This is a genomic window from Acidobacteriota bacterium, assembly GCA_038040445.1.
GTDB lineage: Bacteria > Acidobacteriota > Blastocatellia > UBA7656 > UBA7656 > Onstottus_A > Onstottus_A frigus.
This window is the reverse complement of the sequence record JBBPIG010000010.1, coordinates 40129-66121: the sequence shown is the minus strand read 5'-3', so window position 1 is coordinate 66121 and position 25993 is coordinate 40129. Positions and strand designations below refer to the sequence as shown.

At 57.5% G+C, this 25993-nt stretch carries 18 protein-coding genes; 14 read left to right on the top strand and 4 right to left on the bottom strand.

The genetic code is table 11. The annotated features are described in order from the left end of the window. Positions 1-126: 126 nt before the first annotated feature. Positions 127-2589, bottom strand: coding sequence for an ABC transporter permease (locus AABO57_12970; protein ID MEK6286645.1), 2463 nt, complete (start codon positions 2587-2589; stop codon positions 127-129). A gap of 623 nt (positions 2590-3212) precedes the next feature. On the opposite strand from AABO57_12970, the gene AABO57_12965 reads away from it, so the two are divergent. Next, on the top strand, positions 3213-4604 hold the full coding sequence (locus AABO57_12965) for a patatin-like phospholipase family protein (GenBank protein ID MEK6286644.1): 1392 nt from the start codon (positions 3213-3215) through the stop codon (positions 4602-4604). Positions 4605-4613: 9 nt separating this feature from the next. After that, positions 4614-4862: a hypothetical protein gene (locus AABO57_12960; protein ID MEK6286643.1), complete on the top strand. Its 249-nt coding sequence runs from the start codon at positions 4614-4616 to the stop codon at positions 4860-4862. A gap of 104 nt (positions 4863-4966) precedes the next feature. Here the strand turns inward: AABO57_12960 and AABO57_12955 are convergent, their stop codons facing one another. Beyond that, positions 4967-5416, bottom strand: coding sequence for a hypothetical protein (locus AABO57_12955; GenBank protein ID MEK6286642.1), 450 nt, complete (start codon positions 5414-5416; stop codon positions 4967-4969). After that, a complete protein-coding gene (locus AABO57_12950) occupies positions 5407-6294 on the bottom strand; it encodes a ParA family protein (protein MEK6286641.1) in 888 nt (295 codons plus the stop codon). Before AABO57_12950 ends, AABO57_12955 begins: the two co-directional genes overlap by 10 nt. Before the next feature lie 369 nt (positions 6295-6663). On the opposite strand from AABO57_12950, the gene AABO57_12945 reads away from it, so the two are divergent. After that, on the top strand, positions 6664-6900 hold the full coding sequence (locus AABO57_12945) for a DUF1778 domain-containing protein (GenBank protein ID MEK6286640.1): 237 nt from the start codon (positions 6664-6666) through the stop codon (positions 6898-6900). A 65-nt stretch (positions 6901-6965) separates the two neighbouring features. Here the strand turns inward: AABO57_12945 and AABO57_12940 are convergent, their stop codons facing one another. Beyond that, positions 6966-9371 carry an ABC transporter permease gene (locus AABO57_12940; protein ID MEK6286639.1) on the bottom strand — a complete coding sequence of 802 codons (2406 nt, stop codon included), beginning with the start codon at positions 9369-9371 and terminating at the stop codon, positions 6966-6968. An 877-nt stretch (positions 9372-10248) separates the two neighbouring features. Here AABO57_12940 and AABO57_12935 point away from each other — a divergent pair. The 11 genes from AABO57_12935 (at position 10249) to AABO57_12885 (ending at position 25947) form a co-directional block, all read left to right on the top strand. Then, entirely contained in the window at positions 10249-11115 is an 867-nt protein-coding gene (locus AABO57_12935; GenBank protein MEK6286638.1) for an RNA methyltransferase, read from the top strand. Between the two features lie 162 nt (positions 11116-11277). Beyond that, entirely contained in the window at positions 11278-12516 is a 1239-nt protein-coding gene (locus AABO57_12930; GenBank protein MEK6286637.1) for a serine hydrolase domain-containing protein, read from the top strand. 204 nt (positions 12517-12720) lie between these two features. Beyond that, a complete protein-coding gene (locus AABO57_12925) occupies positions 12721-13707 on the top strand; it encodes a TonB C-terminal domain-containing protein (protein MEK6286636.1) in 987 nt (328 codons plus the stop codon). 7 nt (positions 13708-13714) lie between these two features. Continuing rightward, on the top strand, positions 13715-16552 hold the full coding sequence (locus AABO57_12920) for a SpoIID/LytB domain-containing protein (protein ID MEK6286635.1): 2838 nt from the start codon (positions 13715-13717) through the stop codon (positions 16550-16552). 211 nt (positions 16553-16763) lie between these two features. Beyond that, the gene (locus AABO57_12915; protein MEK6286634.1) at positions 16764-17288 is read left to right on the top strand and encodes a cytochrome c3 family protein; all 525 of its coding nucleotides are present in this window, start codon (positions 16764-16766) and stop codon (positions 17286-17288) included. 98 nt (positions 17289-17386) lie between these two features. Beyond that, positions 17387-19561, top strand: coding sequence for a molybdopterin-dependent oxidoreductase (locus tag AABO57_12910; protein ID MEK6286633.1), 2175 nt, complete (start codon positions 17387-17389; stop codon positions 19559-19561). Positions 19562-19639: 78 nt separating this feature from the next. Next, on the top strand, positions 19640-20347 hold the full coding sequence (locus tag AABO57_12905; GenBank protein ID MEK6286632.1) for a 4Fe-4S dicluster domain-containing protein: 708 nt from the start codon (positions 19640-19642) through the stop codon (positions 20345-20347). A gap of 194 nt (positions 20348-20541) precedes the next feature. Then, positions 20542-22293, top strand: a complete 1752-nt coding sequence (locus AABO57_12900; GenBank protein MEK6286631.1) for a carboxypeptidase regulatory-like domain-containing protein — start codon at positions 20542-20544, stop codon at positions 22291-22293. After that, the gene (locus tag AABO57_12895; protein ID MEK6286630.1) at positions 22290-24137 is read left to right on the top strand and encodes a carboxypeptidase-like regulatory domain-containing protein; all 1848 of its coding nucleotides are present in this window, start codon (positions 22290-22292) and stop codon (positions 24135-24137) included. Before AABO57_12900 ends, AABO57_12895 begins: the two co-directional genes overlap by 4 nt. 8 nt (positions 24138-24145) lie before the next feature. Continuing rightward, complete coding sequence (nrfD, locus tag AABO57_12890; GenBank protein ID MEK6286629.1) at positions 24146-25504, top strand: NrfD/PsrC family molybdoenzyme membrane anchor subunit; 1359 nt, start codon at positions 24146-24148, stop codon at positions 25502-25504. A gap of 5 nt (positions 25505-25509) precedes the next feature. Continuing rightward, positions 25510-25947, top strand: a complete 438-nt coding sequence (locus tag AABO57_12885; protein MEK6286628.1) for a quinol:electron acceptor oxidoreductase subunit ActD — start codon at positions 25510-25512, stop codon at positions 25945-25947. The last annotated feature ends 46 nt before the right edge of the window (positions 25948-25993 follow it).

Below are 25993 nucleotides of genomic sequence, written 5' to 3'. Positions count from 1 at the left end.
CATTGCGGTGCCGTATAAATGCTTAAATGATTCAGGTTAACCGGGAGGCTGATGGGCGATTGTGTTCACATGCGGGAAAGCGATTTCCCAGAAGTATGACGCGGTGTGCGCCGAGGGCGCAGAGGGTTACTCGCATCGCAACGCGACCGTCGGATCGACCTTCATTGCTCGACGCGCAGGGATGTAGCTCGCCAACAACGCGACCGCTACCAGCAACACTGACACAACGGCGAACGTCATCGGATCGGTCGCGCTCACTCCATAGAGCAAGCTCGTCATCACTCGAGTCAACGCCAGCGCTCCAGCGAGTCCGATTGCGACGCCCGTAAGCACGAGCGCCATACCGCGTCCGACTACCAGCTTGATCACGTGCGACGATTGAGCGCCCAGCGCCACGCGAATCCCGATCTCGTGCGTTCGCTGAGTGACCGAGTAGGCCATCACACCGTAGATACCGACCGATGCAAGAACGAGAGCGAGGCTCGCGAAGATCCCTAATAGCATCGCATTGAATCGACGCGGCGAAACTGAATCGGCGACGTGTTGATCCATCGTCTTTACGTCAGTCACCGGCTGGTCTTTATCGACCGCCCACACCTCGTCGCGGATGCCGGAGATGAGCAGCTTCGGATCGAACGCCGCCCGCACAACGAGAGTCATGCTCGACGAAGGGAACTGCGGATAAGGCAGGTACACGCAAGGTCTCGCGTCTGATTCGAGCGCAGTGTCGCGGACGTCTGCTGCGATTCCTACAATCGACAACCACGGCCGCGTCGAGTCTCGCCCGCCGAGCTTGATGCGCTTGTCGAGTGGGGTTTCATTCGGAAGGAATCGGCGCGCCCAACTCTCGCTGATGACTACGACTCCCGGTGAAGGTTGATCGTCTCGATCTGAGAAGCCTCGGCCTTCCAGAAGCGGGATGCCCAACGCGTTGAAATACTCCGGACTGATCATTCGCCTGTCAGCTACAAGATCGTCACTTTCCGATGTCGCCACCCGGCCTTCGATCGAGAAGCCGCCCGCGTACACGCCACCGCTCAACGGCGCCGATGAGATCAACCCAACTGACTGTATTCCGGGAAGAGTCTCGACCCGGTGCGTCACATCTTGAAAGAAAGCGATCTGCTGCTTCGCGCTCGGGTACCTCGAGCCGAGCAGCGAGATCTGCATGGTCAGCGTGCTATCCGGCTTGAAGCCCGGATCGACCTTGAGCAGACTCGCGAGGCTCTTGATCATCAACCCCGCGCCGATCAACAGCACCAGCGACAGCGCGACTTCTGAAATCACCAGCACGCTGCGAACGTAGTTCGAGCGCTGACCGCCCGCCAACCCGCGAGATCCTTCCTTGAGCGATTCGCTGAGGTTGATCTTCGAGGCTTGCAACGCGGGCGTCAGTCCGAAGAGTACGCTGGTCAACACCGCAATCGCGACAGTGAAGCCAAGCACTCTCGCGTCAACGCTGATTTCATAAACGCGAGGCAGAGTTTCTCGGCTCAGGGACAACATCGCCTTGATGCCCCAGAGACTCAGCAGCGTTCCGACAACTGCGCTGGTCATCGAAAGCAGCAGTGCTTCGGTCAGCAGTTGACGCACGACGCGCCCGCGGCTCGCGCCGAGCGCGGTGCGAATGGCGATCTCCTTCTGCCGCCCCGAAGACCGCGCAAGCAAGAGGTTGGCGACATTCGCACAGGCGATCAATAACACTAGAGCAACCGCCCCCATCAGCACCCACAGCGCCGGTCGCACGTTGCCGACTACTTGCTCGTTGAGCGGCACGACTTTTACGCCGATTCCCTGATTGCTGTCGGGATAGCTTTGCTCGAGTCGCTCGACAATCGAAGTCATCTCTGACTGCGCTTGCTCGCGGGTCACGCCGGATCTAAGTTTCGCCATCACGCAGAGTTGATGGTTAGCGCGCTTCTTATTGACGAAGTCGTCTCCGAGAGTCATCGGCCGCCACAGATCGGTCTGTGTTGATACTCCGACGAAGAACGGCAGCTCGTTGGCTCGCGGAAACTGAAAGCCCTCGGGCGCCACGCCGATCACGGTGTAGCTTTCGCCATCGAGAGTCATCGCCTTTCCGATCACATCGGGCTCGCCCGCGAATCGCCGTTGCCACAGCGCGTGGCTTATTACGACGACCTTGCCCGCGCCTGGCTTTTCTTCATCGTCGCGAAACGCGCGGCCGAGCTTTGGTTCGGTTCCCATCAGCCGGAAAAAGTTTGGAGAAACGCTTGCGCCGCTGACTCGTTCCGGGTCGCCCATGCCTGTCAGATTCCAGCGCCCGACGCCCAGCACAGAGACATATTCAAAGACACTGTTCTGCTCTCGCCAATCCATGAAGTTGCCGTGAGTGACGGGAAGCGTATCGACGCCGATCTGGAATCGAGGATTGGTTTCCCACAGCATCACAAGCTGATCTGAGCCGGGGTAGGGAAGCGGCCGAAGCAGAACTGCGTTGACTACTGTGAAGATTGCGGTGTTGGCTCCGATGCCCAGCGCGAGCACGATGACAGCAACCGCGGTGAAGCCCGGAGTCTTGATCAGCGAACGAATGCTGTAACGAATGTCTTGAAGGATGCTCTCCATCAAACGCCCCAAGCGGGAATGTGTGTGATCGCAATACTAGCGCATGAGGCTTCGCGGTGTGAACCTCCTGAGATGCCACCAGCTTGGACTGCGGTGGCCTATTTGGAGTGCGCCGCCCTATTCCTCATTGTGTGACTGTCGCATGCGTGGCGGCGCTTTTGGCTCCGAATGGTTCCGCCCAGCCAAGACCACACGCGTCGGTGCTTGGTCAGGGCTCGGTTGATTGTGCGCTACTCAAGCCAAAGAAAGCGCCGCCACGCATTCGACGGTCACACAATGAGGAATAGGGCGGCGCAGTCCAAATAGGGTGGCGCAGTCCAAATAGGGTGGCGCAGTCCAAATAGGCGCCGCCCCCGGTTGCTGCCCTTGCTGCCAAGGGGCTGTAAGGTGTAAAACCGTTCGCGAACACTTGGAGGTATCGCGATGGTCCGGGTCAGGGCACTTAATCACGTTAAGACTACTGGGATCTAGAAGCCCCTCAAAGCTGCACACCTTCGAGAACACGAAGAGCCGCGTCGCGCTGCTTTGGGAGATGAGTTGTACGTCGTGCGTACGGATGGAAAGAAGATTGATGGGGTTCTCAACGAGTCCGAGCCTTCCTTTCACGTCGAGGAGTTCACTGCATGAATGCTCAAGACAATTCACAACTCGCAAGTCTGGCGGTCAGTCTGTCAGGCGGGGGGCACCGAGCTGCCATCTTCACGCTTGGCGCGCTTATGTATCTCGTAGATGCGCAAGCCAACGCGCGCGTGACCTCCATCGCGTCGGTGTCGGGAGGGTCTCTGACTAACGGGTTCGTGGGCCAGGCGCTCGATTTCACGAGCGCAGACGGCCTCACTTTCCGTCAGCGTGTGGCGAGCCCGCTCGCCACGCAGATCGCGAAGTCAGGAACACTGTTCGCGCCCCTTCTCACCAAACTCTATCTGGCGCTTCTCGTCGTTGTCGCGGTACTCGTTTTCGCGACGTTCGCAGTCGTGCCCGGCCCCTGGTACGTGAGGTTGCTCGCGTTTGTCCTCGGGCTGACGGTTTGGGGTTGGCTGTTCGGCAAGCGAGGTTTCGTGTGTGCTCGCGCGTTCAGGACAACGCTGTTTTCACCTGCCGGAAGCGCAACGCCGCTCAGCGAGTTGAAAAAGAAGAACCTCGACCACGTGATTTGCGCGACAGATCTTCGCGCGGCCCAACAGATGTTCTTCGCCGGCGGCTTTGTCTATAGCTTCATGTTCGGCCACGGGGAACCGGCCAATTTGGCGCTGGCGCGTGCGGTACAGGCATCGGCTTCTTTGCCGGGCGCTTTCCCGCCAGCGAATCTCCCAACCAAACAACACTCCTTCACCGGCGCATCGTCACCGGCTGACGGTGGGCCTCCGGAACCGCCCGGCGAGATGGTGCTGATGGATGGGGGTGTGTACGACAACATGGGAGATGAGTGGGCGCGGGGCTTCAACGCGCGCCTCAAGCTCTGGCCAGAGCTTGGAAAGGGACGCGAGGCGCCAAAGCAACTCGTTGTTGTCAACGCGTCGGCGCGGGTCCCGTGGAACCCGATTCGGCTGAGGCGCATTCCACTCGTCAGCGAGCTAGCGGCGCTTGTCCGAGTGATTGGCGTTATGTACATCAACACGACCAACGTTCGCAGACAGGTGATTGTGGCCAGCAACAATCCCGCCGAGCCGGCCAAGGCATCCGCGCTTCCAGGTGTACTGGTTCAGATCTCGCAGAGTCCGTTTCGCGTGGCTAATGCGTTCGCTCGTGGCACAGCCCCGGTTTCCGAGCGCGCAAGGGCCGTGCTCGCGCTATTGAGGAATGAGCCGGACAGCGAAAAGAAGTGGGCGCAGATCGCGAAAGACAACTCAGCCGTGGCCACGAACCTCAGTAAGCTGGGAATCGATGTTTCTGGACGACTGATGTACCAGGGCTACGTGGTAACGATGTGCAACCTGCATATCCTGTTCGGCGCTGAGTTTCCGCTGCGGCCGTCGGAACTGGCAATCGAGCGATTCCGCGAGTTGATATCGTAAGAAAGTCGCATGAAAAGCTCAGAGCAAAAAGGAAGAACGGAGAAAGTACAAATGCAATATCAAGTGCTGGTTGAAAACGTCGCTGATGAAATGGGCGATGTGTTCAACATAGAGGTTCCGGGATTGCCCTCTCCTGTCTCCGCCAACCCCTGGCCGGAGGTTCACGGCAGTCTGCGTGATGATCCCACGTTCGACGACTTCATGACTGAGATTTCCAGCCATCGTCGGGGGAATGATACCGGCGAATCGGAGCAGTAACTTGTACGGGTTGGATACGGATCATCTCAGCCTGAACCAGCGGGGCCATCCGAAGATTCGCGAGCGACTAGCGCTCATTCCCGCCGACGAAATTGCAATCACAATCATTTGTTCTTGTCGTCGCCCCGTCCGCTAGATGAAGCGATGCGAAGGAATCGGCCGGTTTCGCTCAGTTCGCGAGCAGCAAGCTCCATCAAACTCTTGTGACCCTCTTTCTTCGGATTCAGCTCTAGGGTGCGAAGGAGATCCAGTAACTCTTCAGACGTTGGCTCTATGCGCTGAAAATAGGCTAACAGATCCTCGATTGACATTTGGTACAGTTCCTCGATCGGGATATCAATCCGCTTGCTGGCCGCCTTCACTATGTCCTCTACGAGCCGCGGTCGAGCGCTAGCCTTGGCAGGGGTCAACCCGAGCGATTTTGCGAGCGTAAGAAGCACCTCGATTGTGCAGGTCTTGCTTTGCATTAACCCGGCTTTCGCACCGATAGTGCCAAGCCATTGCACAAGCAGACGAGGATCGATCTGGGTGGTTTCCTTGTTCTCTACGGACATTTGGTTAGGAACTCCTTGGTGATATCGCGGAATTGTGATGCCTGACGCTCGGCGTTGACCCCACTGATGTCGTACACCGAGCATCTTGCAGCCGCCGCTTGACGCAGGCCATCTCCTTCGGTGACGTAGTTTTCAAAGATGCCGCCAGCGAGCTGCTGCAAACGGCGATACTCTGATCGTTCGGTCGACTTGAGGATCAGGCCCCACTCTCTCGCCATCATTCCAATAGCGCCAGCGAAGCGAGTTGGGGAATAGCCTTCGACCGGGCCAAGTGCAACTGAAATCATTTCGATGTCAGAATTCACCTCGTTGATCGCCTGCTGGGCGGACGGAACGCCGATCGTTGATTGAAGATCAAGCTTGACAGGAGATACGCAGTAATCGCATGCGTACGCCACCGTGCGAAGAAGGTCCGAGATCTCTGGATGCGAATCGACGAGAACATAGTCGTAATCGTCAGCTAGCGGAGCGAGAACGTCGCGAATCAAAGCAAGGTGCCGCAGGAGCTTCAGATTGTTTTCGCGAATGTTATTGGACGCGGGCATCTTGTCGACTGTCACTTGCGACAGTCGCGGGTCGGCAGGCAGCAGATCAGGTCCCTCACTCGTTGTACGAAGATCAACCTGGAGAGAAAACGGGGTATTGCCATAAAGTTGTTGGAACTTGTCGAAGAGAGTGATTCCGGTCATGCGCCCAGAGCGGAAGTCGTCGAGCAACTCGGGAAGAAATCGACAGGTGATACCACCCCGCTGGTAGTCGGTGTCGACCACGAGGACTCGCTTGCTGTGGTACCTGTGTAGGGCGATGGCAATATGGTAGCAGGCAGTTGTCTTTCCTACGCCACCTTTTTCACTAATAAAACCGACGATTGTAGACACAACGTTCTCCTTTCAAAGCTTGACCGAGACCCGCAGTGCTCAGTGATGCATTTCGTAGCGCCGGCAGTAGTACCGGCTGTCAAGCACTGGTCGAAAGACCGCAACACTGTGAGTCGAGCATTAGACTGCCCAACATTTCGATTGACTGCACCGATCAGGATGGCCCTATATGCGTAGATGCCGACTTTCTGGAAAGGAATCTGCCTTTTCGTACTCGATCCAGGTAGCTACGTGTAGATGCCGCAAGAAACCAGATCGAATTATACGGCATATTGAGATAATTGTAAGCGTCCAAACTTGTGAGGCGGGAGAGTATTGAATGGAAGTTACGACGGCTGTAAGATTCAGGGTCAGAGGCGAACACCAATAATGACAAAGCGGGCTAAAGAAAAGATCGAGGAGGGCGCGTTGGTTTCCCACCAGACACTCACGGATTTCGTCGTTAGCAGTCTGCTGCGCGCCTCGGACGAAGCGCTGAAGCACCATCAAGCGATCAGGCTGACCAATCGCGATCGAGACCTCTTCCTAGCGGCGCTTGATGCGGACGAGCGGCCAAACCCCGCATTGCGTAAGGCAGCCCAAAAGTTCAAGCGCAGTTCCTCGTGAAGCGGCCAGCCCAGCGAATCGCTGGCTTCTCTTGAACCCTGAACTCCGAACCCTGAACCCTGAACCTATTCGTATCGCAACGCAACCATCGGGTCCACCTTCATCGCTCGACGTGCGGGGACTAGGCTTGCCACAATCGAAACGCCGATCAACAAGACCGAGATGGCTACGAACGTGAGGGGGTCGGTTGCGCTCACTCCGAAAAGCAGTGTCGCCATGAATTTCGTCAGGAAGAATGAAGCGATCACTCCTATCGCCACGCCGATCAACGCCAACATCATTCCTTGACCGACTACCAGCCGGAGCACGCTCTTGTGACTGGCTCCCAGAGCCATTCTTATGCCGATCTCGCGAGTGCGCTGAGACACCGAATAACTGATCACGCCATAGAGCCCGACTGCCGCAAGCACCAGCGCAAGGCCCGCGAAGACGCCAAGCAGCAGCATGTTCAAGCGCCGCGGCGCCACCGATTCGGATATCACTTCGTTGACTGTCTTGATGTCGTAAAGCGGAAGGTCGCTGTCAATCTCTTGCATCGCGCCGCGCACCGCTGAAGTCATCGCTTCGGGATCACCGCTCGTGCGAACCACGAACGTCGCGAACGAAATCGGCAGTTGATAGTAAGGCCAAAACATCTCCGGCCGAGTCTCGATGTCCAACCCCGCTTGCTTGACGTCGCCAACGACTCCGATCACAGTGCGCCACGGACCGTCGCCGACAGCGAGGCGTTTGCCGATCGGGTCTTCGTCGGGCCAGTAGCGCCGGGCCATGTCCTGATTGATGATCACGGTCTCCGGAGCTTTCATCACGTCGCGGTCGTCGAAATCGCGTCCCTCGATAAACGGAATGTTCATAGTCTGAAAGTACCCAGGTGTGGCCAGGTTTACGTTTGCGTTGAAACCCTGACCCGCGGGTTGAGGCGGGCGGCCTTCGATTCGGAAGTACCGCGAGCCGAATCCGCCGGCCATCGGCAGCCCGGTAGTTGCGCCCGCCGACTGCACGCCTGGCAAGGACGACAGCCGCTCTAGCGCTCGCTGATAGAAACTGGCGACCTGGGGGCCTTCCTTGTATCGGGAACCCGAGAGCGCGAGATTCATCGACAGCACATTCTCGGGGTTGAATCCCGGGGTCACATCGAGCAGCCGCGCGAAGCTCTTGATCATCAATCCCGCGCCGATCAACAGCACGAGACAGATCGCGACCTCTGCGATGACGAACAGACTGCGGGTCCGATTGTGGCGTATGCTCCCGCTTGCGCCGCGGCTCCCTTCTTTCAACGCTTCATTCAGGTCCGGCTTGGATGCTTGAAGCGCGGGCACGAGTCCAAAGATCAACCCGGTCGCGATTGAAATCAGCATGCTGAAACCGAGCACCCACCCGTCAAGCTTGATCTCTTTCACTCGAGGAATGCTGCTCTCTCCAATTGCGAGCAGAAGGTCCAACCCCCACAACGCGAGCAGCACTCCGATGATCCCCCCGGTGATCGCCAGCAGTACGCTTTCCGTCAGCAACTGGCGAATAATGCGCGAGCGCCTCGCGCCCAGCGCCGTTCGAATTGCGATTTCCTTTTGCCGCGCGGCTGATCTCGCGAACAGCAAGTTAGCTACATTTGCGCAGGCGATCAGCAGAACAAACGCAACGGCTCCAAGCAACACGAGCAGCGCGGGCCGCGCGCCGGCCACGGTTTCTTCGTAGAGCGAGAACACGTTCGCGCCGTGCCCGGTGTTGACCTGATATTGCTGCTCGAGCTGAGCCGCGATCGAATCCATTTCCGTTTGCGCCTGATGCAAGCTCACCCCCGGCTTCAAGCGGGCGACGACCCTCAGATTGTGTCCGCCGCGATTGCCGGCGTCATCAGGAGAAAGGACAAGCGGAACCCATATCTCTGACACCCTGTTTGGAAAAACAAAGTCGGCCGGCATCACCCCGACGACTGTGTGAGCCTTCTCGTTCAGCTTGATTGTCTTGCCGACGATGTCAGGATCAGACGCGAAGCTTCGGCGCCACAGCGCGCTGCTGATGATCACGACCGGATTGCTGCCGGGCTTGTCTTCGTCAGCTTCGAAGACGCGCCCCATGCGCGGCCGGGCGCGAAGTATCGAGAAGACGCTTGGCGATACGCCCGCGCCTTCAATCCGTTCGGGCTCGGTGCTGGCGCCGAGGTTGAAGCCTTGACCGGAGAAAGCGGCCATATCTTCGAAGACTTGATTCTGCGCGCGCCAGTCGTTGAAATCCGGCGGCGAGACGACGTTGCGCACTCGACCCAACTGCAGCCGTTTCTCCCAAACCATCACGAGTCGATCCGACTGCGCAAATGGAAGCGGCCGTAGCAACACGGCGTTAACCACGCTGAAGATCGCAGTGTTGGCCCCTATGCCTAAAGCGAGCGCGAGCACTGCGACGGCAGTAAAGCCGCGATTCTTGAAGAGAGTGCGAACGCCGTAGCGAATGTCCTTCAGTAGAGTTTCCATAATCATATTTCCGATTTCCGATTGGCGATTGCCGATTGCTTCCGGCGCGCGGCTGAGATCCGCGACGCCGCCATGATTGCAACCAGTTCGTTAGCTTCCCTAAGCAAGGGCTCGACCTTGGCGGCGGGGAGGAGGCTTCCGTCGATGATCAATCCATCCAAAAGGCGCTCTCATCAGCTTCCTCTTCTACGACTCCGTCGCATCCGAGCTGCGATCATCCATGGTCCTCACGTCAAAGATCGGAACGTTTTTGTCCAACGCTAGAATCTCTCTTCGGACGAAGAGAGAAACCGTTAGCCGAAACGACGCAGGCTAGGTTGCCCCGCTTCAACAGCGTAGCCAACTAGCGTGCCAGGCTCTCTCGTTCGCTCAAATGTTTCATACGCCGGATTAAATCGGGGGTACGCAGCCGCGGGCGGGCGGCGGCTGTTCATTCCTGGGAAAGCGCATTCGCGGAAGCGGTCATTAATTTCGTTGAACGAGCCAGGAAAGGCCCCCAGATATTGCGCTGGTCACGGAATCTTGGGAGTGACCCGGACAATTGCGCCTTCGGAGCAAACATTCTTGTCATCGAAGACTCACTCGATGCACGGGTAGTGTCCTAATCTTGTGTTGATATTTGCAGGTGCCCTGGCGCACGACACCGATGACGGGCGACGGATTATTTGGACTGCGGCGGCCTTTGTGCGTTGCCGCCGCTTTTGGTTATCGCCCACGAAACGACAGAAAGCGGTGGCAACGCAAAGACGCCACCGCAGTCCAAATACGCGGTCGGCCGATAGTGTCCTAGTCGACTAACACAAGATTAGGACACTACCGATGCACGCCCGAACTGAGTCTACGCGACGGTGTAGTATACTGTGCCGGGCGTTCAACCATGCTCGTTGAGAAAATCACCAGTCGCCAGAACCCGCTGGTCAAACGCTTTCGCCGCGTGCGCTCGATGGGCGAGCGGCAGCACGTGTTTCTGGAGGGCGTTCGATTAATAGAAGATGCGATCAGCACTGGAGTGCGCTTCGAAAGCGTCGCCTTCACCGGCGAGCTTGAATCCAGCGAGCGAGGCGCCGTCTTACTCGAGTCGCTGCGTCGCGTGCAATGCCGCGGCGCGCTCGTTTCGAAGCAGGTGATGGAAGTCATCGCCGACACCAAAACGCCGCAAGGAGTGGCTGCCATCGTCAGCCGGCCCTATTTCGAGCTCGATGATTTATTCGCGAGTTCCCCTGATCTGCTAGTCATTGCCGACGGGCTGCAGGACCCGGGAAATCTCGGCACGATAATTCGGACGGCCGAAGCGGCAGGAGCGAGCGGCCTCATAACAACTCGCTACACAGTCGACCCTTTCAATGACAAATCGATTCGCGCTTCGATGGGCTCGGCGCTTCGATTGCCGGTCGTCACCGGCGCAAAGAGTCAGGACATAGTCGCGCGCTGCCGCGAGCATAAGATAAAGATAATCGCCTCGTGCCCAATGCCAGCTCGAGCTCAACCGATCATCGAGGATGCGGCTCGGGCGGCGACGGTCAAGCTGTGTGTCGAGGTGGATATGACCGTGCCGATCGCTTTGATCGTCGGGAGCGAGGCAACTGGGATACCAGGGTCTGCGGAGGTAGACGCCGACGAGTTCGTGCACATCCCGATGGCGGACGGAGTCGAATCGCTCAACGTCTCTGCTGCGGCGGCGATGCTGCTTTATGAAACAGCCCGGCAACGAGAGTTCCGATTTCGGGGAAAGACTGATGCATGAGATGTGATGCGTGATGCGTGACCGGATGAGGTGGTCAGTCATCACGGTTCACGCATCACGGATCACGCATCACGAATCACGGATCACGCATCACTCCCTCCTGCTTCTCAACCATCGCAATCTGACGTTATACTCTCTGAGTAGTAAAGCGGTTGCGAACTAATGGCAAACAGCGCTGAAATCATTTCCAGCTATCTCCAATCGGAAATTGCGCGCGGCTCGTTTCCCGGCGCGCAGTACGTTATTGGCGAGGATGGACAAATCGTCGCCGAGGATGCATTGGGCCGCGCGGTCATCGAGCCCGAGATCATAGCGGTCACCCTCGATACAATCTACGATCTCGCCTCGCTCACTAAGCCGCTTGTCACGGCGCTGCTAGTCGTGAGATTCGCCGAACGCGGAGTACTGGATTTGAACGCGCCGCTTGCCCGGTACTTGAGTGAGTTTGATGATAAAGACAAGCGTGAGATCACGCTGGCTCAACTGATGAGTCATACCTCGGGTTTGCCCAACTGGCGCCCGCTTTACCTGGAAGCCGAAACTCGCGCGGATGTCCCGGCCACGATTTCCCAAATCCTGCTTGAACCGCAGCAGCCGAAAGGTCCGCGTGAAGTAATCTACAGCGATCTAAACTATATTCTTCTGGCCTTTGTGCTGGAGCGGATCACGGGCGAGCGGCTCGACCGGTTGGCGGAAAGAGAGATATTCGAGCCATTGGATCTGAAGCGCACCATGTTCAACCCGGCGCCGGAACTGCGTCGCGAGATCGCGGCGACCGAGCACGGCCAGTCGTTTGAGCTTGCGAACGCGGTCGCCGACGTGACTGCCCGGCGGCGGTTGATGGGCTTTGACACGCCTATTCGGTTCGCAGCGGAAGACCACGAAGCTTCGCTCCTGGAACTCTCGGTCAGGTCGCCTGGCGGCGCGTCTTCGTCGATCTCCTCGCGCTACCGGTGGCGGAAGGACTTGATTTTGGGAGAGGTTCACGATGGCAACGCGCACTTCATGGGCGGGGTAGCCGGGCACGCCGGATTGTTTTCAACTGCGCGCGAAGTATTCCGGATGGCAAATCAGTTCTTGCCTGGCAGCGAGCTTCTGCGGTCCGAGTCGCTTCACTTGTTCAGCGACAACTTCACGCGGGGCTGCGCGACGTCGAGGTCATTCGCGTGGGTACTGGCGGAGACGCCCGACTGTTCGGCCGGGCCGGCGCTTCCTCCGACCGCCTTCGGCCATAACGGCTTCACTGGAGCAAGCATATGGATGGACCCGCACAAGCGGCGCGTGTTCGTTCTAATTACGAATCGGGTTCATCCAAGAGTCGATGCGTTTGATATGAAAGAGATAAGGCGGCGTTTTAACTCGCTGGCGGTTGAAAGAGTGGAAAGAGTTTCTGGTTTCTAGTGTCGGCGTTCGTGGTTCAGGGTTCAGGGTTCAGGGTTCGTGGTTCAGGGTTCAGAGTTCGAGAGGTCGTCTTTGAACTCAGCTAGCGGACATTCATGAGTAGCAAACGACTTGAAACCCTGAACCCTGAACCCTGAACCACGAACCCTGAACCACGAACGCCGAAACTAGAAACCAGAAACTAGAAACCGCGTTCAAGAAGTTGTGCTCAAGACGCTAGACAGATACACCGATGACCAAGAGAGGGGAGCAGGTCCTCTCGCATCATTGTGGTCAAACGTCGGCCGCGACCGCAGATTCACTTCTCTGCTTGCGGTGTCGGTCGTCGTTCACGTCATCTTCTATGCAGCGCTCATCAAGCTCGACTCGTGGGCGATGATGCGAGCGATCGCCAGTGGTAGAAGCCAGGCGTCGCTTGTGACCCTGATAGAGTTAGCGCCCCCTCCCGACCGCGCGCTGCGAACGGCCCCCGAACCTCTCGAACGCGCCGATATCAACCGGCTTCAGTTTGATCCCGCGACCGCCGATGACGTTCACCTCGTCGCGCGCTCTCCAAAGCCTTCGACGCAGAAAGGCAATGCCGGGCGGCTCCCTTCCGCGGATCAGATCGAAAGACAGTTGAGGGCTTCGCGTGGAAGCGGCGGCCGAGACCGTACCGCACCGGCAGCTCATCAACCAACTCCGCCCGAAACCTCGTCGATACAAGCCAATCGCATCCCTGTTCTCGATGAGGCGATGATCGCGCAGACTCCTCCAACGCAGGCCGTCCCCACCCCGCCAACGCCCGCACAAAAGCCAGACGTGATTCCCAACAACACCGCTGGATCGGACGCAACGGCGGCCGGGGTGCGACGCGGCAACAGATCGGAGTCCAGCGCCCTCGGACTGGAAGCGGCACAGGGCCAGTACATGGCTTTGGTGCGCGCAAAGATCCGGAAAGCCAATGAGCGAATCATGCCGCGCGAGTGGATCAAGGACGTTCTTAGAGATAAGGTCTCGGCCGACTTCCTGCTGGTCATCAAACGCGACGGCCAGATCTTGACCACCCGGCTCGCGCGCTCGACGGGTTACTCAGTGCTTGACGACTACGCAAGACAAGCTATATATACTGCAAGTCCCTTTGAAGGATTCCCCCAAGCCGCAGGCGATGCCCTAACCTTTACGGTTACGGTTTATTTTTTCACCCTGTAGTCCTGCTATGAACATCGTGAATAGAAGCGGGCGTCCAGCGCGTCGTCTCGCATTCGGTCTGGCATTCGCTCTGGCACTAGTTGTCTCGGGCTGTGCTCAAAGCGCCTTGCTTGCGGCGACCGTCACCTTCGCCGGAGCGGTGCCCGCACAGAAACAATCCTCATCTTCAAAGGATCGTGCCAGGAGCAACCAACAAAGCGAGGATAGAAGCTCCACTCGCCCTCGCACCGTAGAACCGCAAGCCGGCCGCGCTAAGTCTCCTTCGCCCGATGGTCCCATCATTCGAATCGCGCTGATGACCGATGTCACGTCGGTCGCGCTCAGTTGTTCATCCGGCCTCGTTGTGAATCGCGCGCCCGCGAGCCTCGATGAGGGCAAGAAAATCTCGAGCGGAACGCTGCGCGTGGAATTGCGCCGTCAATCCGACAAGGCAGCGCCGCTCCATTCCAACGAATCCTCGTATCGTGTGAGCCTGGGGGCTTTCTCTGAATCGCGCCGCGCCCGCAAACTTATCGACGAGCTCAAGAAGAAATTCTCCGAGCCGGTGACGATGGCCTTCGACGAGAAGCACAAAGAATACGAGGTGTTGATCGGTGAGTTCAAAACTCGAAACGAGGCGGCGCGCATGCTGGAGCGCTTGCGCGCGAAGGATTACGAAGACTTGCGAATAGTGACCGATTCGAACGCGACAGAAAGCCGCGCGCCGGACTCGGGCAGCGACACAAATGCCCGTGCCGCAAAACACAAAGCTCAAGCCGGCTACTCGACCGATCGTTCGAGCGTGAAGCCGGGACGCGGCGAGCTTCAGATAGTCGGGCTGTCCGCGGATAAGATCGCGCTTTCAAGCGGGAACGAACTGATAGTCTCCGCGGCGGCCGAGCAGCGGCGCGACAAACGCAGCAGCGAGCCGATCTTGTCGAGTAGTTCCAGAGAACGAACCCAACCGGGCGATAGCGCAATTGCGGCCTCAAACGTCTCTGCTTCAGGACCGCAGACGGTTCGAGTGGGAGAAAGAGAGTATCGCGGCGAGATACATCTCATTTTGAACTCGCGCGGACGGATCAATGTGGTGAACGCGCTCCCGCTTGAAGACTATCTTTGCGGGGTGGTGCCGATGGAACTTTCCCCGGGCGCCTATCCCGAGATCGAAGCGTTAAAGGCGCAAGCGATCGCGGCGCGCTCTTACGCGCTCGCGCGCATGAGCCGTCATCGAGATGATGGATTCGATCTTGTCGACGACACTCGCGATCAGGTGTACGGCGGGCGCTCCTCGGAACGCGAGCTGACCAATCGCGCAATCCACGAGACGCGCGGCGTGGTTGCGGTCTTTCCGGACGAAGATGGAAAACTCACGCCCATAGAAGCGCTATACACCGCCAACTGCGGGGGCCGAACCGAGAATAACGAAGAAGTTTTCGGAGGAAAGGCCGTGGCCTATCTTCGCGGGGTCGCGTGCGCTTCTGACCGGCAGTCGCTTGCGGGGCGAGACATCGCGACCAAACGAACGCCGGAGCTCCTGGCCGGAACCGACGGTCGATCGATCGCTCGAGAAGTCGCGCTGCTTTCGGTGCTCGGGTTGTCGCTTCCGCGCCGCTTGACGAGTAACTATCTGCGCGGCTCGCCCGATCAAGCGGAGGTGAAGAGCTGGATAGAAAACATCGCGCGGCTCGCTCGAAGAGAGAAGCTCAGTTTCGAGTACGGCGACGTGACGCGGCTGGTTGAGTTCGCGCGTCTGGTTGCGGCATCGATCTACGGCGAAAACCGGGCGAGCACGCTGCTGGCTCCGGCGGACGTCGACTACTTGCTCGCTGGCTTGCGAGCCGAACAGTTGCCTCGAGCGGCCCGCGCGGATATGGCGATGCTGTTAAGAGAAGGCATACTTCGTCTGCCTGCCGGCGCGCCACTTGACGGACGCACTTCGATCACCCGAGCACAGGCGGTTGAGACTCTGGCTCACGCGATCTTTTCGAAATCAACCGCCGATCGCAAATCTCAAATCTCAAATTTCAAAGCTCAGACCTCCGGTTTCAAGGTTGAAACTTCGGCGGCCTCGGAAAATGGGCGTTTGATCCTGGCGTCGATTAACGCTGGGACGCGCGGGCAAGGTTCGCGCTTCACGAGTGTGAACGCGAGCGCACCCGCCCGCGTTGCGCGCGCCCAGCAAGATGAGACGCGCGAAAACAACCCGCCGGGAGTTGCGGCAAAGGATCTCGCGCCCCCGAAGTTCACGGCGCAAGACGGTGCACAGCGAAATGTCCAACCTAACGGCATCGAAGTCGCCGACGACGCGTGGTTGTTCCGTAACGTGGGCGGCGAGAGCTACGTGGTTGACCGGCTACCGCTCGTAGGCGGCGAGCGCGTCACCTACCATCTGAACGCCGCGGGGCTGGTGGACTTCCTCGAAGCAGCAGCTTCAGAGCGCGGCGCTTCGAGCGACCGCTTTTCGAGCGTGGCTCAGTGGCAAGAGCGCGTTCCAGTCGAAGATCTCCAGCAGCGGCTCACTCGCGCCCGCATAAAGGTCGGACGAGTTGAGGAAATCGAGCCGGTGGCTTTCAGCTCTTCAAGCCGGGTAACGGAGGTCGAAGTTAAAGGGGATGAAGGCCACGTGCGATTGCGCCGCCCTCAGATTCGGGCGGCGCTCGGCGTGAAGGAATATCTCTTCGTAGTCGACCGCGAGACTGATACGGGAGGCCGCGTTGTCGCGTTTGTGTTTACGGGACGAGGCTGGGGCCACGGTGTTGGAATGTGCCAGACTGGTGCGTATGGATTGGCGAAGGATGGCTACACGTACACGGCGATTCTTCAAAAGTACTACACGGGGATCAAGCTTGAGCGAATGTATTGAAGCTGAAGTTGGAGGCACTCACGTCCGGGATTGGTCTACGAAACGCGCACCGCGCAAACGGTGGCCGCTCCAACCTTCCACGCGGCGCCGCTCGGTCAATCCGCCGATCTGATTTTTGATTCATCCACATCGTCTGTATAATCTGGCGTCGCGCCAGCCGTCTGCGCGACCTAGCACCAACAACTTCAGCCAGGCAGCTCAAGCCAGTCGGATGAGAAGACTGACGAAACTCATAGTGTTGGCAGTCGTGGTGATCGCGGTCGCGGGCTTCTTTCTGTTGCGAGCAACCGCCAGACCCGACGCGCCTGTACAACCAATCGAATTCGATCACTGGCAGCACGTGACGAAAGAAGGGGAAGACACCCCACAGCTTGAATGCACCTTCTGTCACGAGAACGTAGACAAGTCGTCGCACGCGACGATTCCTAATATTTCAACGTGCATGGGTTGCCACGAGTCGATCAAGACCGAGAGCCCCGAGGTTCAGAAGCTCGCAGCGTTCGCCGAGCGAAAAGAGCAGCCGCCGTGGAAGCGCGTGTACTGGCTCGAACCAGAAGCTAACGCGTACTACACGCATAAGCCGCACATTAGGGCGGGAATCGATTGTACAACGTGTCACGGGAAGATCGGCGAGATGCATCGCGTGCGTCGCGAAGTAAACCAGACCATGGGATGGTGTATCGACTGCCACCAATCCCGAAGCGTTAGTGTGGATTGCTATGTCTGCCATCGATGAAAGACAAGTTCCGGGTTCCGGGAACAAGTTCCGGGTTCCGGGTTCAGTGTTCAGGGTTCAACCCGGAACCACGAACCCTGAACCCTGAACAGAGAATAATGAAACGTCGAGAGTTCATAATCCTGAGCGGCATCGGAGCTACCAGCGCTTCGCTGTTATCCGCGTGCGGACATCCTGAAGAGAAGCTCATTCCGGCATTGATTCCCGACGACGAGTACGTGCCGGGCATAGACTACTCGACGGCGAGCACCTGCGGCATGTGCCCGGCGGGTTGCGGCATAGTCGTTCGAACTCGCGAACACAAGGCTAACAAGATCGAAGGCAACCCGCTTCATCCCGTCAATCGCGGAGCGTTGTGCGCTCGAGGCCAGGCTGGCTTGGAGGTGTTGTACAACCCCGACCGGATCAAGGGCCCGATGAAACGCGTTGGCGAACGCGGCGAAGGCAAGTGGGAAGAGATCAGTTGGGACGAAGCGATTAACACGCTTGCGGATAAGCTGCGTGCAAATGCCAACGGTATTGTCTTCGCTACCCTTAGCTCCCGTGGGGTCATCGGTATTGCCGTAGACTTTCTGAGCGCCGCGCTCAATGCAAAGTTTTGGGCCACCCATGAGTCGTCGAGCCGTGAATTGGCTCGCGGCTATGATCAGAGCTATGGGCGCGAAGCCACGCCGATTTTCGACATAGCTAACGCAACGTACTTATTATCATTCGGAGCAAGGTTCCTTGAGACCTGGCATTCGCCCGTCATGTACTCGCTAGCGTTTGGCGAGTTTCGCCGATCCCGCGGCAAAGCGCGCGGCAAGTTTGTGCAGGTGGAGCCGCGCATGTCGATGACGGGAGCGAACGCTGATCAGTGGCTCCCAGCGACTGTTGGAAGTGAAGGTCTGATCGCCCTAGCCATCGCGCAGGTGATTGTCCGTGAAGGGCTAGTCAAGGACGCTACCGCTCCAAAGGCGCTGTTTGAACCGCTCGACGCATACGGACCAGAACAGACCGCTACTCTAACTGGCATCGCGGCCGAAACCATCGTCCGCGTCGCTCGCGAGTTTGCGGAATCCGAACACCCGCTCGCGATTGGACCAGGTGCAGGCTCATCAAGAGAACTCGCTGATACTAACGAACTGGCAATCCACTTTCTAAACAAGTTAGCTGGAAACATCAACAAGCCTGGAGGGGTGTTGCTACCCGAGAGTGGCCGATTCGATGCGTTAGGTGGCCTGCCGAACGTTGACATCCCCGGCGTAGGATGGTGGCCTTGGGGAATAAACGACCTGTCAATAATGTTAAACAATTCCAGCAAGCCAGTGGGTGTAACTGCGCTACTCGCCCATAGGGTCAATCCTCTGCACGTTGCGCCCAGGTCGATAGAGTGGATTGAGGGATTGCCGTTCATCGCTAGTTTCTCGTCATTCATGGATGAGACGACTCAGTTAGCTGATCTCATAATGCCGGATCACACGGATCTTGAAGGATGGGACCTACATTCAACGTTGATGGCTGGATCGAAGGCCGCTGTCTCGCTTGTCCAGCCCGTTCTGGTGCCTCAACACAACACTATGCAAACCGCGGATGTGTTGCTCGCTGTTTGCCGCCACCTCGGGTTCAAAGAAGCAGACTCAGAAGCGTTCCAGTCGGCGGAGTCTATGGTGAAGTATGCCGCCCAACGGTTGAAGACACCTGACCGCGGTGGTGATGCCGAAGATGAGCCACTGAAGAGTTTTTTGGAAGCCGGGGTTTGGGTTGGGGATGCGCCGGGCAAAGGCTCCGTTTCGCAGGTTCAGCCACTTGGCTTTTCAACTCTCCTTGGGCAGATAGAAACAACTAATGATTCGTATCCGCTAACGTTGCTGTGCTATGAGCACGCGGCGCTTGGCTCAGGGGACACAGCGAATCTACCGGCGCTTCAAGAACTGCCCGACCCGCTAACATCGGTGGTGTGGGGAAGTTGGGTTGAGATAAACCCGAAGACCGCCGCGTCGCTCGGCGTGAGCGATGGCGACCTCGTCGAGGTCACGACCCAGCACGGATCGGTGCGTGCGCCGGCTGTGCTATATCCCGCAATCAGACCGGAAGTGATCGCGATGCCGTACGGTCAGGGACACACTGCGTTCGGTAGATATGCAAACGGCCGAGGCCCGAATGTCTTTGTATTGAATCCGTTTGGAGTGCCCGGCCAGTCGACTAGCGCGAAGGTTACCAAGGTAGGCGGCAAAGCGAGTCTGATCCGATTCGGAACAGACCTGCAGGAGCAGATGGAAAGGAAGCGATAGGCTCAGAGTTCAACCTTCAGGTTGCGTGTGCGGCCGGCAAGCTAAAGCTTGAACCCTGAACCCTGAACCCGAAACCAGATGACCGAAGCAACCAAATCAAACAAACCTCAGTGGGCGATGGTGATCGACCTCGACCGCTGCACCGGATGCGAAGCGTGCGTCGTCGCTTGCCGCGTCGAGAATAACATCCCCACCGTCGGACCCGAAGAAGCCGCGAAGGGACGCTCGATCAACTGGATTCGCATCGAACGCTACTTCGAAGGCGAATACCCCGACGTAAAGGTCAAGTTCATGCCGGTGCTCTGCCAGCATTGCGAGGAAGCGCCTTGTGAACCGGTGTGCCCGGTCTATGCGACTTATCACACCGACGAAGGCTTGAACGCGCAAGTTTACAACCGGTGTGTGGGTACTCGCTACTGCGCGAACAACTGCCCGTACACGGTGCGCTTCTTCAACTTCTTCGATCCGAAATGGGACGCGCCGCTCGAAAAAGCTCTGAACCCGGAAGTGTCAGTGCGCACGCGAGGCGTGATGGAGAAGTGTACGTTCTGCATCCAGCGCATTCGCAAGGGCGAAGACAAAGCGAAAGACGAAGGCCGCGAAGTGCGCGATGGTGACGTAACGCCGGCGTGTGTTCAGACTTGCCAGACGAAGGCAATGTACTTCGGCAACATCGCAGATCCGGAGAGTGAAGTATCGCGGCTTGCAAAGAGCAACCGCGCGATCCGATTGCTTGAAGAACTCGGCACGAAGCCGCGTGTGATCTATTTGAACAAAGGCGATTGAGCAGCGTGCACCGGTTCGGGAAAGCGAATTTGTTTACGGCCAGTTCAAAAGGAGTGATTGATTGCGTAGCCAGCGCAAGGCTCGTATAATCGCCTCCATAGCGGCTCAGTCCGATTTATTCGCGGAGTCTGGACTGCGCAAGATCGAACTGAGCGTCTCTTCAACGCCTGATGCCAACCATAAGGAGAAACGTAATGCGCGCGCGCAATCGCATCACCATCTTCATCGCAACGATTCTTGTCGCAGCAATCGGCCCGCATGCTCAATCTGGCGCGCAAGATCAAAAAGCAACGTGCTCCGTCACGGGCACAGTCACCCTCAAGGGCAAGCCTGCGCGCGGCGTCAAGGTTATGGCGCTGCAAAATGGAGCATCTGATTCGGGGCTTGTGGCGATTGATTTCACTGACGCAAGCGGCCACTACCACTTGAAAGGCATTCGGGCAGGCAGTTGCAGGATCACTCTTGACGCGCCGTCCTTTACAACGAAAGACGGAGAAGACGACCGGGATTCGTTAGGCAAGTGGCTCACACTAGATGAAGGGGAAAACATCGAAGGCATTGACCTGAAGATCATGCCGGGCGGGGTCATCATGGGCCGCGCCATTGAAGCTAACGGGCGACCGGTCATTGATGGGGATGTAGAGATCGTTCCTTTCAAAGACGGCAGCTATGAGGAGTTTTCGTTTTCAAAAGCCAGCACAGATGATCGCGGAGTGTATCGCGCTTATGGATTGCCGCCGGGCCGCTACAGAGTGGGCGTAGCTAACAGTCCTATGAGTAGTAATCAAGTTAGGTTTCCGAGGACTTACTATCCCGGTGTCACCGATAAATCGAAGGCAGAAATGGTTGAAGTCGCGGCGGGCGGTGAGGTGACAAGCATTGATATAAAGGTCAACCGCCGCCCTAAAGTTAAGACGAAGACGAAGACCTATGCAGCAACCGGGCGCTTAGTTGATGCGCAAACCGGAAGCCCGATTCCTCAAGAGAATGTCTTTTGCGAGCAGAAACCTAATCTTGAAGATAACAAGAGCGGAGATTTCGAGGAATTGTTTCGTGATGTCAAGGCAAGTGATTCCAAAGGCGAGTTTCGTATGGACGGTCTTCATCCTGGAAAATACAAGATCCAAATAAGCGACGAAGGGGGTTCTCTGTGGTACGGCGAGGGATTAGCGTTTGAGATTTCAAACGCGGATGTTGCCGGACTGGAAATAAAAGTTTATCGCTCCGGGAGCATCAGCGGTGTTGTAGTCCTCGAAGGCGCAACCGATGCGGCGGCCGTCGCCAAGTTATCGCGCCTCAGCATCACTGATGGCTCGAGGTGGGTTGGCGAGCCCTTAAACAAAGACGGATCATTTCACCTCACAGGAGTTACGCCGGGCAGTCGTCGTTTAAGTATTCATCCAGACAATTGGAGCGAGGACTTCCAGGTTATCAGAATAGAGCGCGACGGAGTTCCGCTCAACAAAGTTGAGCAGACAGTGGAAGGGATTGAAGTCCGACGCGGCGAGATTGAAGTCGGACCCGGCGAGAGCGTTTCAGGCTTGCGCGTGGTAGTCGCTTGCTACAAAGGCGTTGTGCGCGGGCAAATCAAAATCGAGGGCGGCACGCTGCCTAAAGGCGCTAGCCTCAACGTGTCGGCCACTCCTACCAATAAGCCGAAACAAGATGGCTCCTGGTTCAACAACAGGGGACTGGGGCCGAATGCATCAGGCGGCCCGACGAGAGGGTTCGGGGGCATAGATGCGCGCGGGCGCTTTGTGATTGATAGTCTGCCACCAGGCGAGTATGAAATAAGCCTCGATGTCTTCCTCACCCCGCGAAAGGACGATGGCTCAATAAAGCCATCAATGACTGTCACAAAGATCGTTTCCTTAACTGAAGGGGCGGAGGTTGAAATAACGCTCGTGCTTGATTTGAGCAAGAAGCCGCAGGAGAAGCGACAATGATTTTGAAGCTCGCTCGCCGTAGCGCGAACATGCCTTCTCCCAGCGTTGAGGCTTGCCGCGCCCTGTCCGCATTGTGCTCGTTGCTATTGATGCTCGCGGCCTTCATAGAAACGGGGCAGTCGCAGGTCTTGCCTGCTCGAAGAAAAGACGCTTCAAATCAACAGGCTCAAAAACGCGCAGATTCGATAAGCGGGCGCGTTACGGATGAATCCGGTCAGCCATTTCCTAACGTCGTCGTTTATGTCAGGCCGGTCAATGGACGGAGTGAAGAAGACTTGGAGGTTGCCACCGATGACGAGGGCGGCTTTCAAGTGAACGGCTTGCCGGCAAAGGCCTCTGTTGTATGGTGCTACGCAGTAGGTTACGTCCAAGATAACAAAGGCGGATCGAGCGGCTATCACGTCACAGGCGACTTTGTCACACTCAGACTACGCAAAGGCGGAGCCATAACAGGCGCAGTTACAGATTCGTTTGGCGCGCCGATGGTAAAAGCGAAAGTAGTTGCCATTCGCGTGCGCGACTCACAAAGCCGTGCGGTGCGGTTCACCCACGAATGGGATAACGTTAAGCAAGGTGAAACAGATGATCGCGGCATCTACAGAATCTACGGTCTCGCATCGGGCTCTTACCTGCTGAAGGTAAATCATATCGTCGTATACCAGGATCAAGACCTCAGCAACGAGATTCCCATTTATTACCCTTCATCCGGGCGCGACGATGCGCAAGAAGTAAGAGTAAGTCTCGGCCAAGAAGTGAGCGGGATAAACATAAGCTATCGAAGCGAGCCGGGGCATACCATCAGCGGCAAGTGTTACGGCGCTGCGGATGACAAATCGCCCGGCGGATATTATTTGAAGCTCATAAACGCTAAGAGCGGCGTGATTCAGGACAGCAGTTGGAAAGGTTACGAAGCGAATAGCTCTTTCGCTTTTCATGGCGTGCCGGATGGAGACTATTATTTGATAGCTCAAAAAAGTTTCAACGACCCATACGCGGCCTCGCAACCACGGTCGATCACGGTTAGGGGGGCCGATGCGACCGGACTTGAACTCACGCTTCTTTGGTTTGGCTCGATTGCCGGGCATATCGTCATGGAAGTCTCGCCGAAAGCTAAGCGCAAACCGGAGTGCAAACCCGCGCGCGAAGCGTCGGTTGAAGAAACCGTCGTCAACGCCTTACGCAATGACAAAGCCACGCCCAAAGATCTCCTCGCCTTATTTTTCGATTCTATTACATCGGGCGCGCCCGACGAAAAGGGCGACTTCATTGTCACAGGCCTCCCTCCGGGGCAGTATCGCCTGAAAATGAAGCTAATCAACGAAGACCTCTATGCGCGCGCCGTGACAATGCCTAAGACCGGCAGACAGCCCGGTAATGCGGCGCGAAATGACATCGCGCTCAAATCGGGAGAGCACGTCAAGGGAGTAATCATCAACGTTGCGGAAGGCGCGGCCAGCATTCGTGGGCGAGTCGCCGCTTCGGATGAAAAAGCGAAATTGCCCGCACGGCTCCGCGCCCACCTTGTGCCTTTCGAGCGTGAGAACGCCGGCAATGCCGAGCGATTCGCTGAAACTGACACCGAGAGCGACGGCGCATTCGCTTTCGCAAATATCGCCCCGGATCGCTACTGGCTGCTTGTTCGCCCGATTGCTGACAATGAAAAACAGGAAGCGACCTGGCCGGTAGCGTGGGACGTGGCGGGCCGCGCTGCGCTTCGCCGCGAGGCAGAGGCTGCAAACATTGCGGTTGATTTGCAGCCCTGTGAGCGCATCACTAATTACCTGATGCGCTATCGGCCATCCCTTACGGTGACCAGGCCTGCATCCGGAAAGACAAACCAATAAGCGGGAAATTGGCCAATAGACCAACATACGCGAAGATCAACTACGATCTGCTCGGGCCGGTTAACAAGCCCAGCCGAGGGTGGTATGCGACAGTAGCCATAAGCGGGCTACTCGTGCTTGCCGCGGTCGTTGCGCTGGGCTATCAGTTCTCGCGCGGCTTGGGGGTTTGGGGTATCAACCGGCCGGTCTTCTGGGCGCTCGATATTACCAACTTCGTTTTCTGGATCGGCATCTCGCACGCGGGAACATTGATCTCGGCGATCCTGCGAGTCACCGGGGCTGAGTGGCGAAGACCGGTCACTCGATGCGCAGAAGCAATCACGGTATTCGCTCTGATGATCGGCGCGTTGTTTCCGATCATCCATCTCGGCCGCCCGCAGTTCTTCTACTGGCTGGTGCCCTATCCTAACGAGCGAGGTCTGTGGCCGAATTTCCGCTCGCCGCTCGCTTGGGACTTCTTCGCCATCAACACCTACCTGCTTGGCTCGATCATCTACTTGTATCTGCCGCTGATTCCTGATCTCGCCTTGTTGAGAGACAAATCGCGCGGGCTGTGGCGGCGCTTCTACGGGGCGTTAAGTCTCGGATGGCGAGGAACGGAGCTTCAGTGGGACCGGCTCGAACGTGCTGTGCGAGTGATGGCAGTCGTGATCATTCCGGTAGCCGTTTCTGTACACACGATCGTCTCTTGGGATTTCGCGATGACGATTCGCCCGATGTGGCACTCGACGATGTTCGGGCCTTACTTCGTCGCGGGTGCGATCTTCTCAGGCATCGCCGCGCTGATTATCGCGATGGCGGTGATCAGGCGAGTGTTTCATCTCGAAGCCTATCTTCGCCCGGTTCACTTCAATAATCTTGGGCTGTTGCTGTTGACCATGAGCCTGATCTGGTTCTACTTCACCTTCGGCGAGTACCTGACGACGTGGTACGGAAACTTGCCCGAAGAGATGACGGTGTTTCACTCGAAGGTGAGCGGCGTGTATTCGCCGCTCTTCTGGGGAACGGTCATTTGCTGCTTCGTGATTCCGGCGCCGCTGCTTGCGATCAAGCGATTCAGGACGATCAAGGGAACGGTGATCGCGTCCGCGCTGATCGTGGTTGGAATGTGGTTCGAGCGATTCTTGATCATCGTACCTACGCTGGCGCAGCCGAAGTTGACTTTCAACTGGGGGACGTACAGCCCGACCTGGGTCGAGCTGACATTGACGGCGGGTACGTTTGGCTACTTCGTCTTGCTGTACTCGATTTTCGCAAGGCTGTTTCCTATCATCGCGGTGTGGGAATACAAAGAGGGGTTGCCGCTGGGCGAGCACGGTGAAGCGACAATTGTTAGTTCGCCTGAAGTTGGATTCGAGAAAGCGTGAACAAGATGGCTGAAACCAGGGTCGAAGTGTTTGACACTCGTGCTGAAGCGGTCGCCGCGCTTCGCGAGCTTCAGCGTGAGGGCGTGCCGAGTTCGTCGATCACCGTTATGTCATCGGAGCCTTTGCATCTTGAGACTACCGATGGACCGAAGACGCGCATCGGGGGATTTGCGATTGCGGGCGGCTTGCTCGGAGCGGCCTTCGCGATCCTGCTGACCGTCTGGACATCGAGGCGCGTTGGTCTTGTGACGGGCGGAATGCCGATCGTGTCAATGTGGGCTTTCGGAATAATCGTGTTCGAGTTGACGGCGTTGGGCGCGATACTCGCGACGCTGGGACGGATGATTTTTGAAGCGGGTTTACTGAGGCGATCTCCGCCGACCGGTCACGGCGAGGCCGTCGCCAACGGGAAGATCGTTATCGCCATCGATCAAACAGAATAAACACAAAGGCACGCAGCCGCGTATGTGATCCTTCGCTAGGTATCGA

What these genes read in the sequence shown, in the direction of transcription:
- AABO57_12910 (MEK6286633.1), top strand. Translation starts at nt 17,387, where the DNA reads ATGAAACGTCGAGAGTTCATAATCCTGAGCGGCATCGGAGCTACCAGC.
- AABO57_12955 (MEK6286642.1), bottom strand. Translation starts at nt 5,416, where the DNA reads ATGTCCGTAGAGAACAAGGAAACCACCCAGATCGATCCTCGTCTGCTT.
- AABO57_12900 (MEK6286631.1), top strand. Translation starts at nt 20,542, where the DNA reads ATGCGCGCGCGCAATCGCATCACCATCTTCATCGCAACGATTCTTGTC.
- AABO57_12930 (MEK6286637.1), top strand. Translation starts at nt 11,278, where the DNA reads ATGGCAAACAGCGCTGAAATCATTTCCAGCTATCTCCAATCGGAAATT.
- AABO57_12935 (MEK6286638.1), top strand. Translation starts at nt 10,249, where the DNA reads ATGCTCGTTGAGAAAATCACCAGTCGCCAGAACCCGCTGGTCAAACGC.
- AABO57_12970 (MEK6286645.1), bottom strand. Translation starts at nt 2,589, where the DNA reads ATGGAGAGCATCCTTCAAGACATTCGTTACAGCATTCGTTCGCTGATC.
- AABO57_12965 (MEK6286644.1), top strand. Translation starts at nt 3,213, where the DNA reads ATGAATGCTCAAGACAATTCACAACTCGCAAGTCTGGCGGTCAGTCTG.
- AABO57_12940 (MEK6286639.1), bottom strand. Translation starts at nt 9,371, where the DNA reads ATGGAAACTCTACTGAAGGACATTCGCTACGGCGTTCGCACTCTCTTC.
- AABO57_12920 (MEK6286635.1), top strand. Translation starts at nt 13,715, where the DNA reads ATGAACATCGTGAATAGAAGCGGGCGTCCAGCGCGTCGTCTCGCATTC.
- AABO57_12945 (MEK6286640.1), top strand. Translation starts at nt 6,664, where the DNA reads ATGACAAAGCGGGCTAAAGAAAAGATCGAGGAGGGCGCGTTGGTTTCC.
- AABO57_12895 (MEK6286630.1), top strand. Translation starts at nt 22,290, where the DNA reads ATGATTTTGAAGCTCGCTCGCCGTAGCGCGAACATGCCTTCTCCCAGC.
- AABO57_12905 (MEK6286632.1), top strand. Translation starts at nt 19,640, where the DNA reads ATGACCGAAGCAACCAAATCAAACAAACCTCAGTGGGCGATGGTGATC.
- AABO57_12915 (MEK6286634.1), top strand. Translation starts at nt 16,764, where the DNA reads ATGAGAAGACTGACGAAACTCATAGTGTTGGCAGTCGTGGTGATCGCG.
- AABO57_12960 (MEK6286643.1), top strand. Translation starts at nt 4,614, where the DNA reads ATGAAAAGCTCAGAGCAAAAAGGAAGAACGGAGAAAGTACAAATGCAA.
- AABO57_12885 (MEK6286628.1), top strand. Translation starts at nt 25,510, where the DNA reads ATGGCTGAAACCAGGGTCGAAGTGTTTGACACTCGTGCTGAAGCGGTC.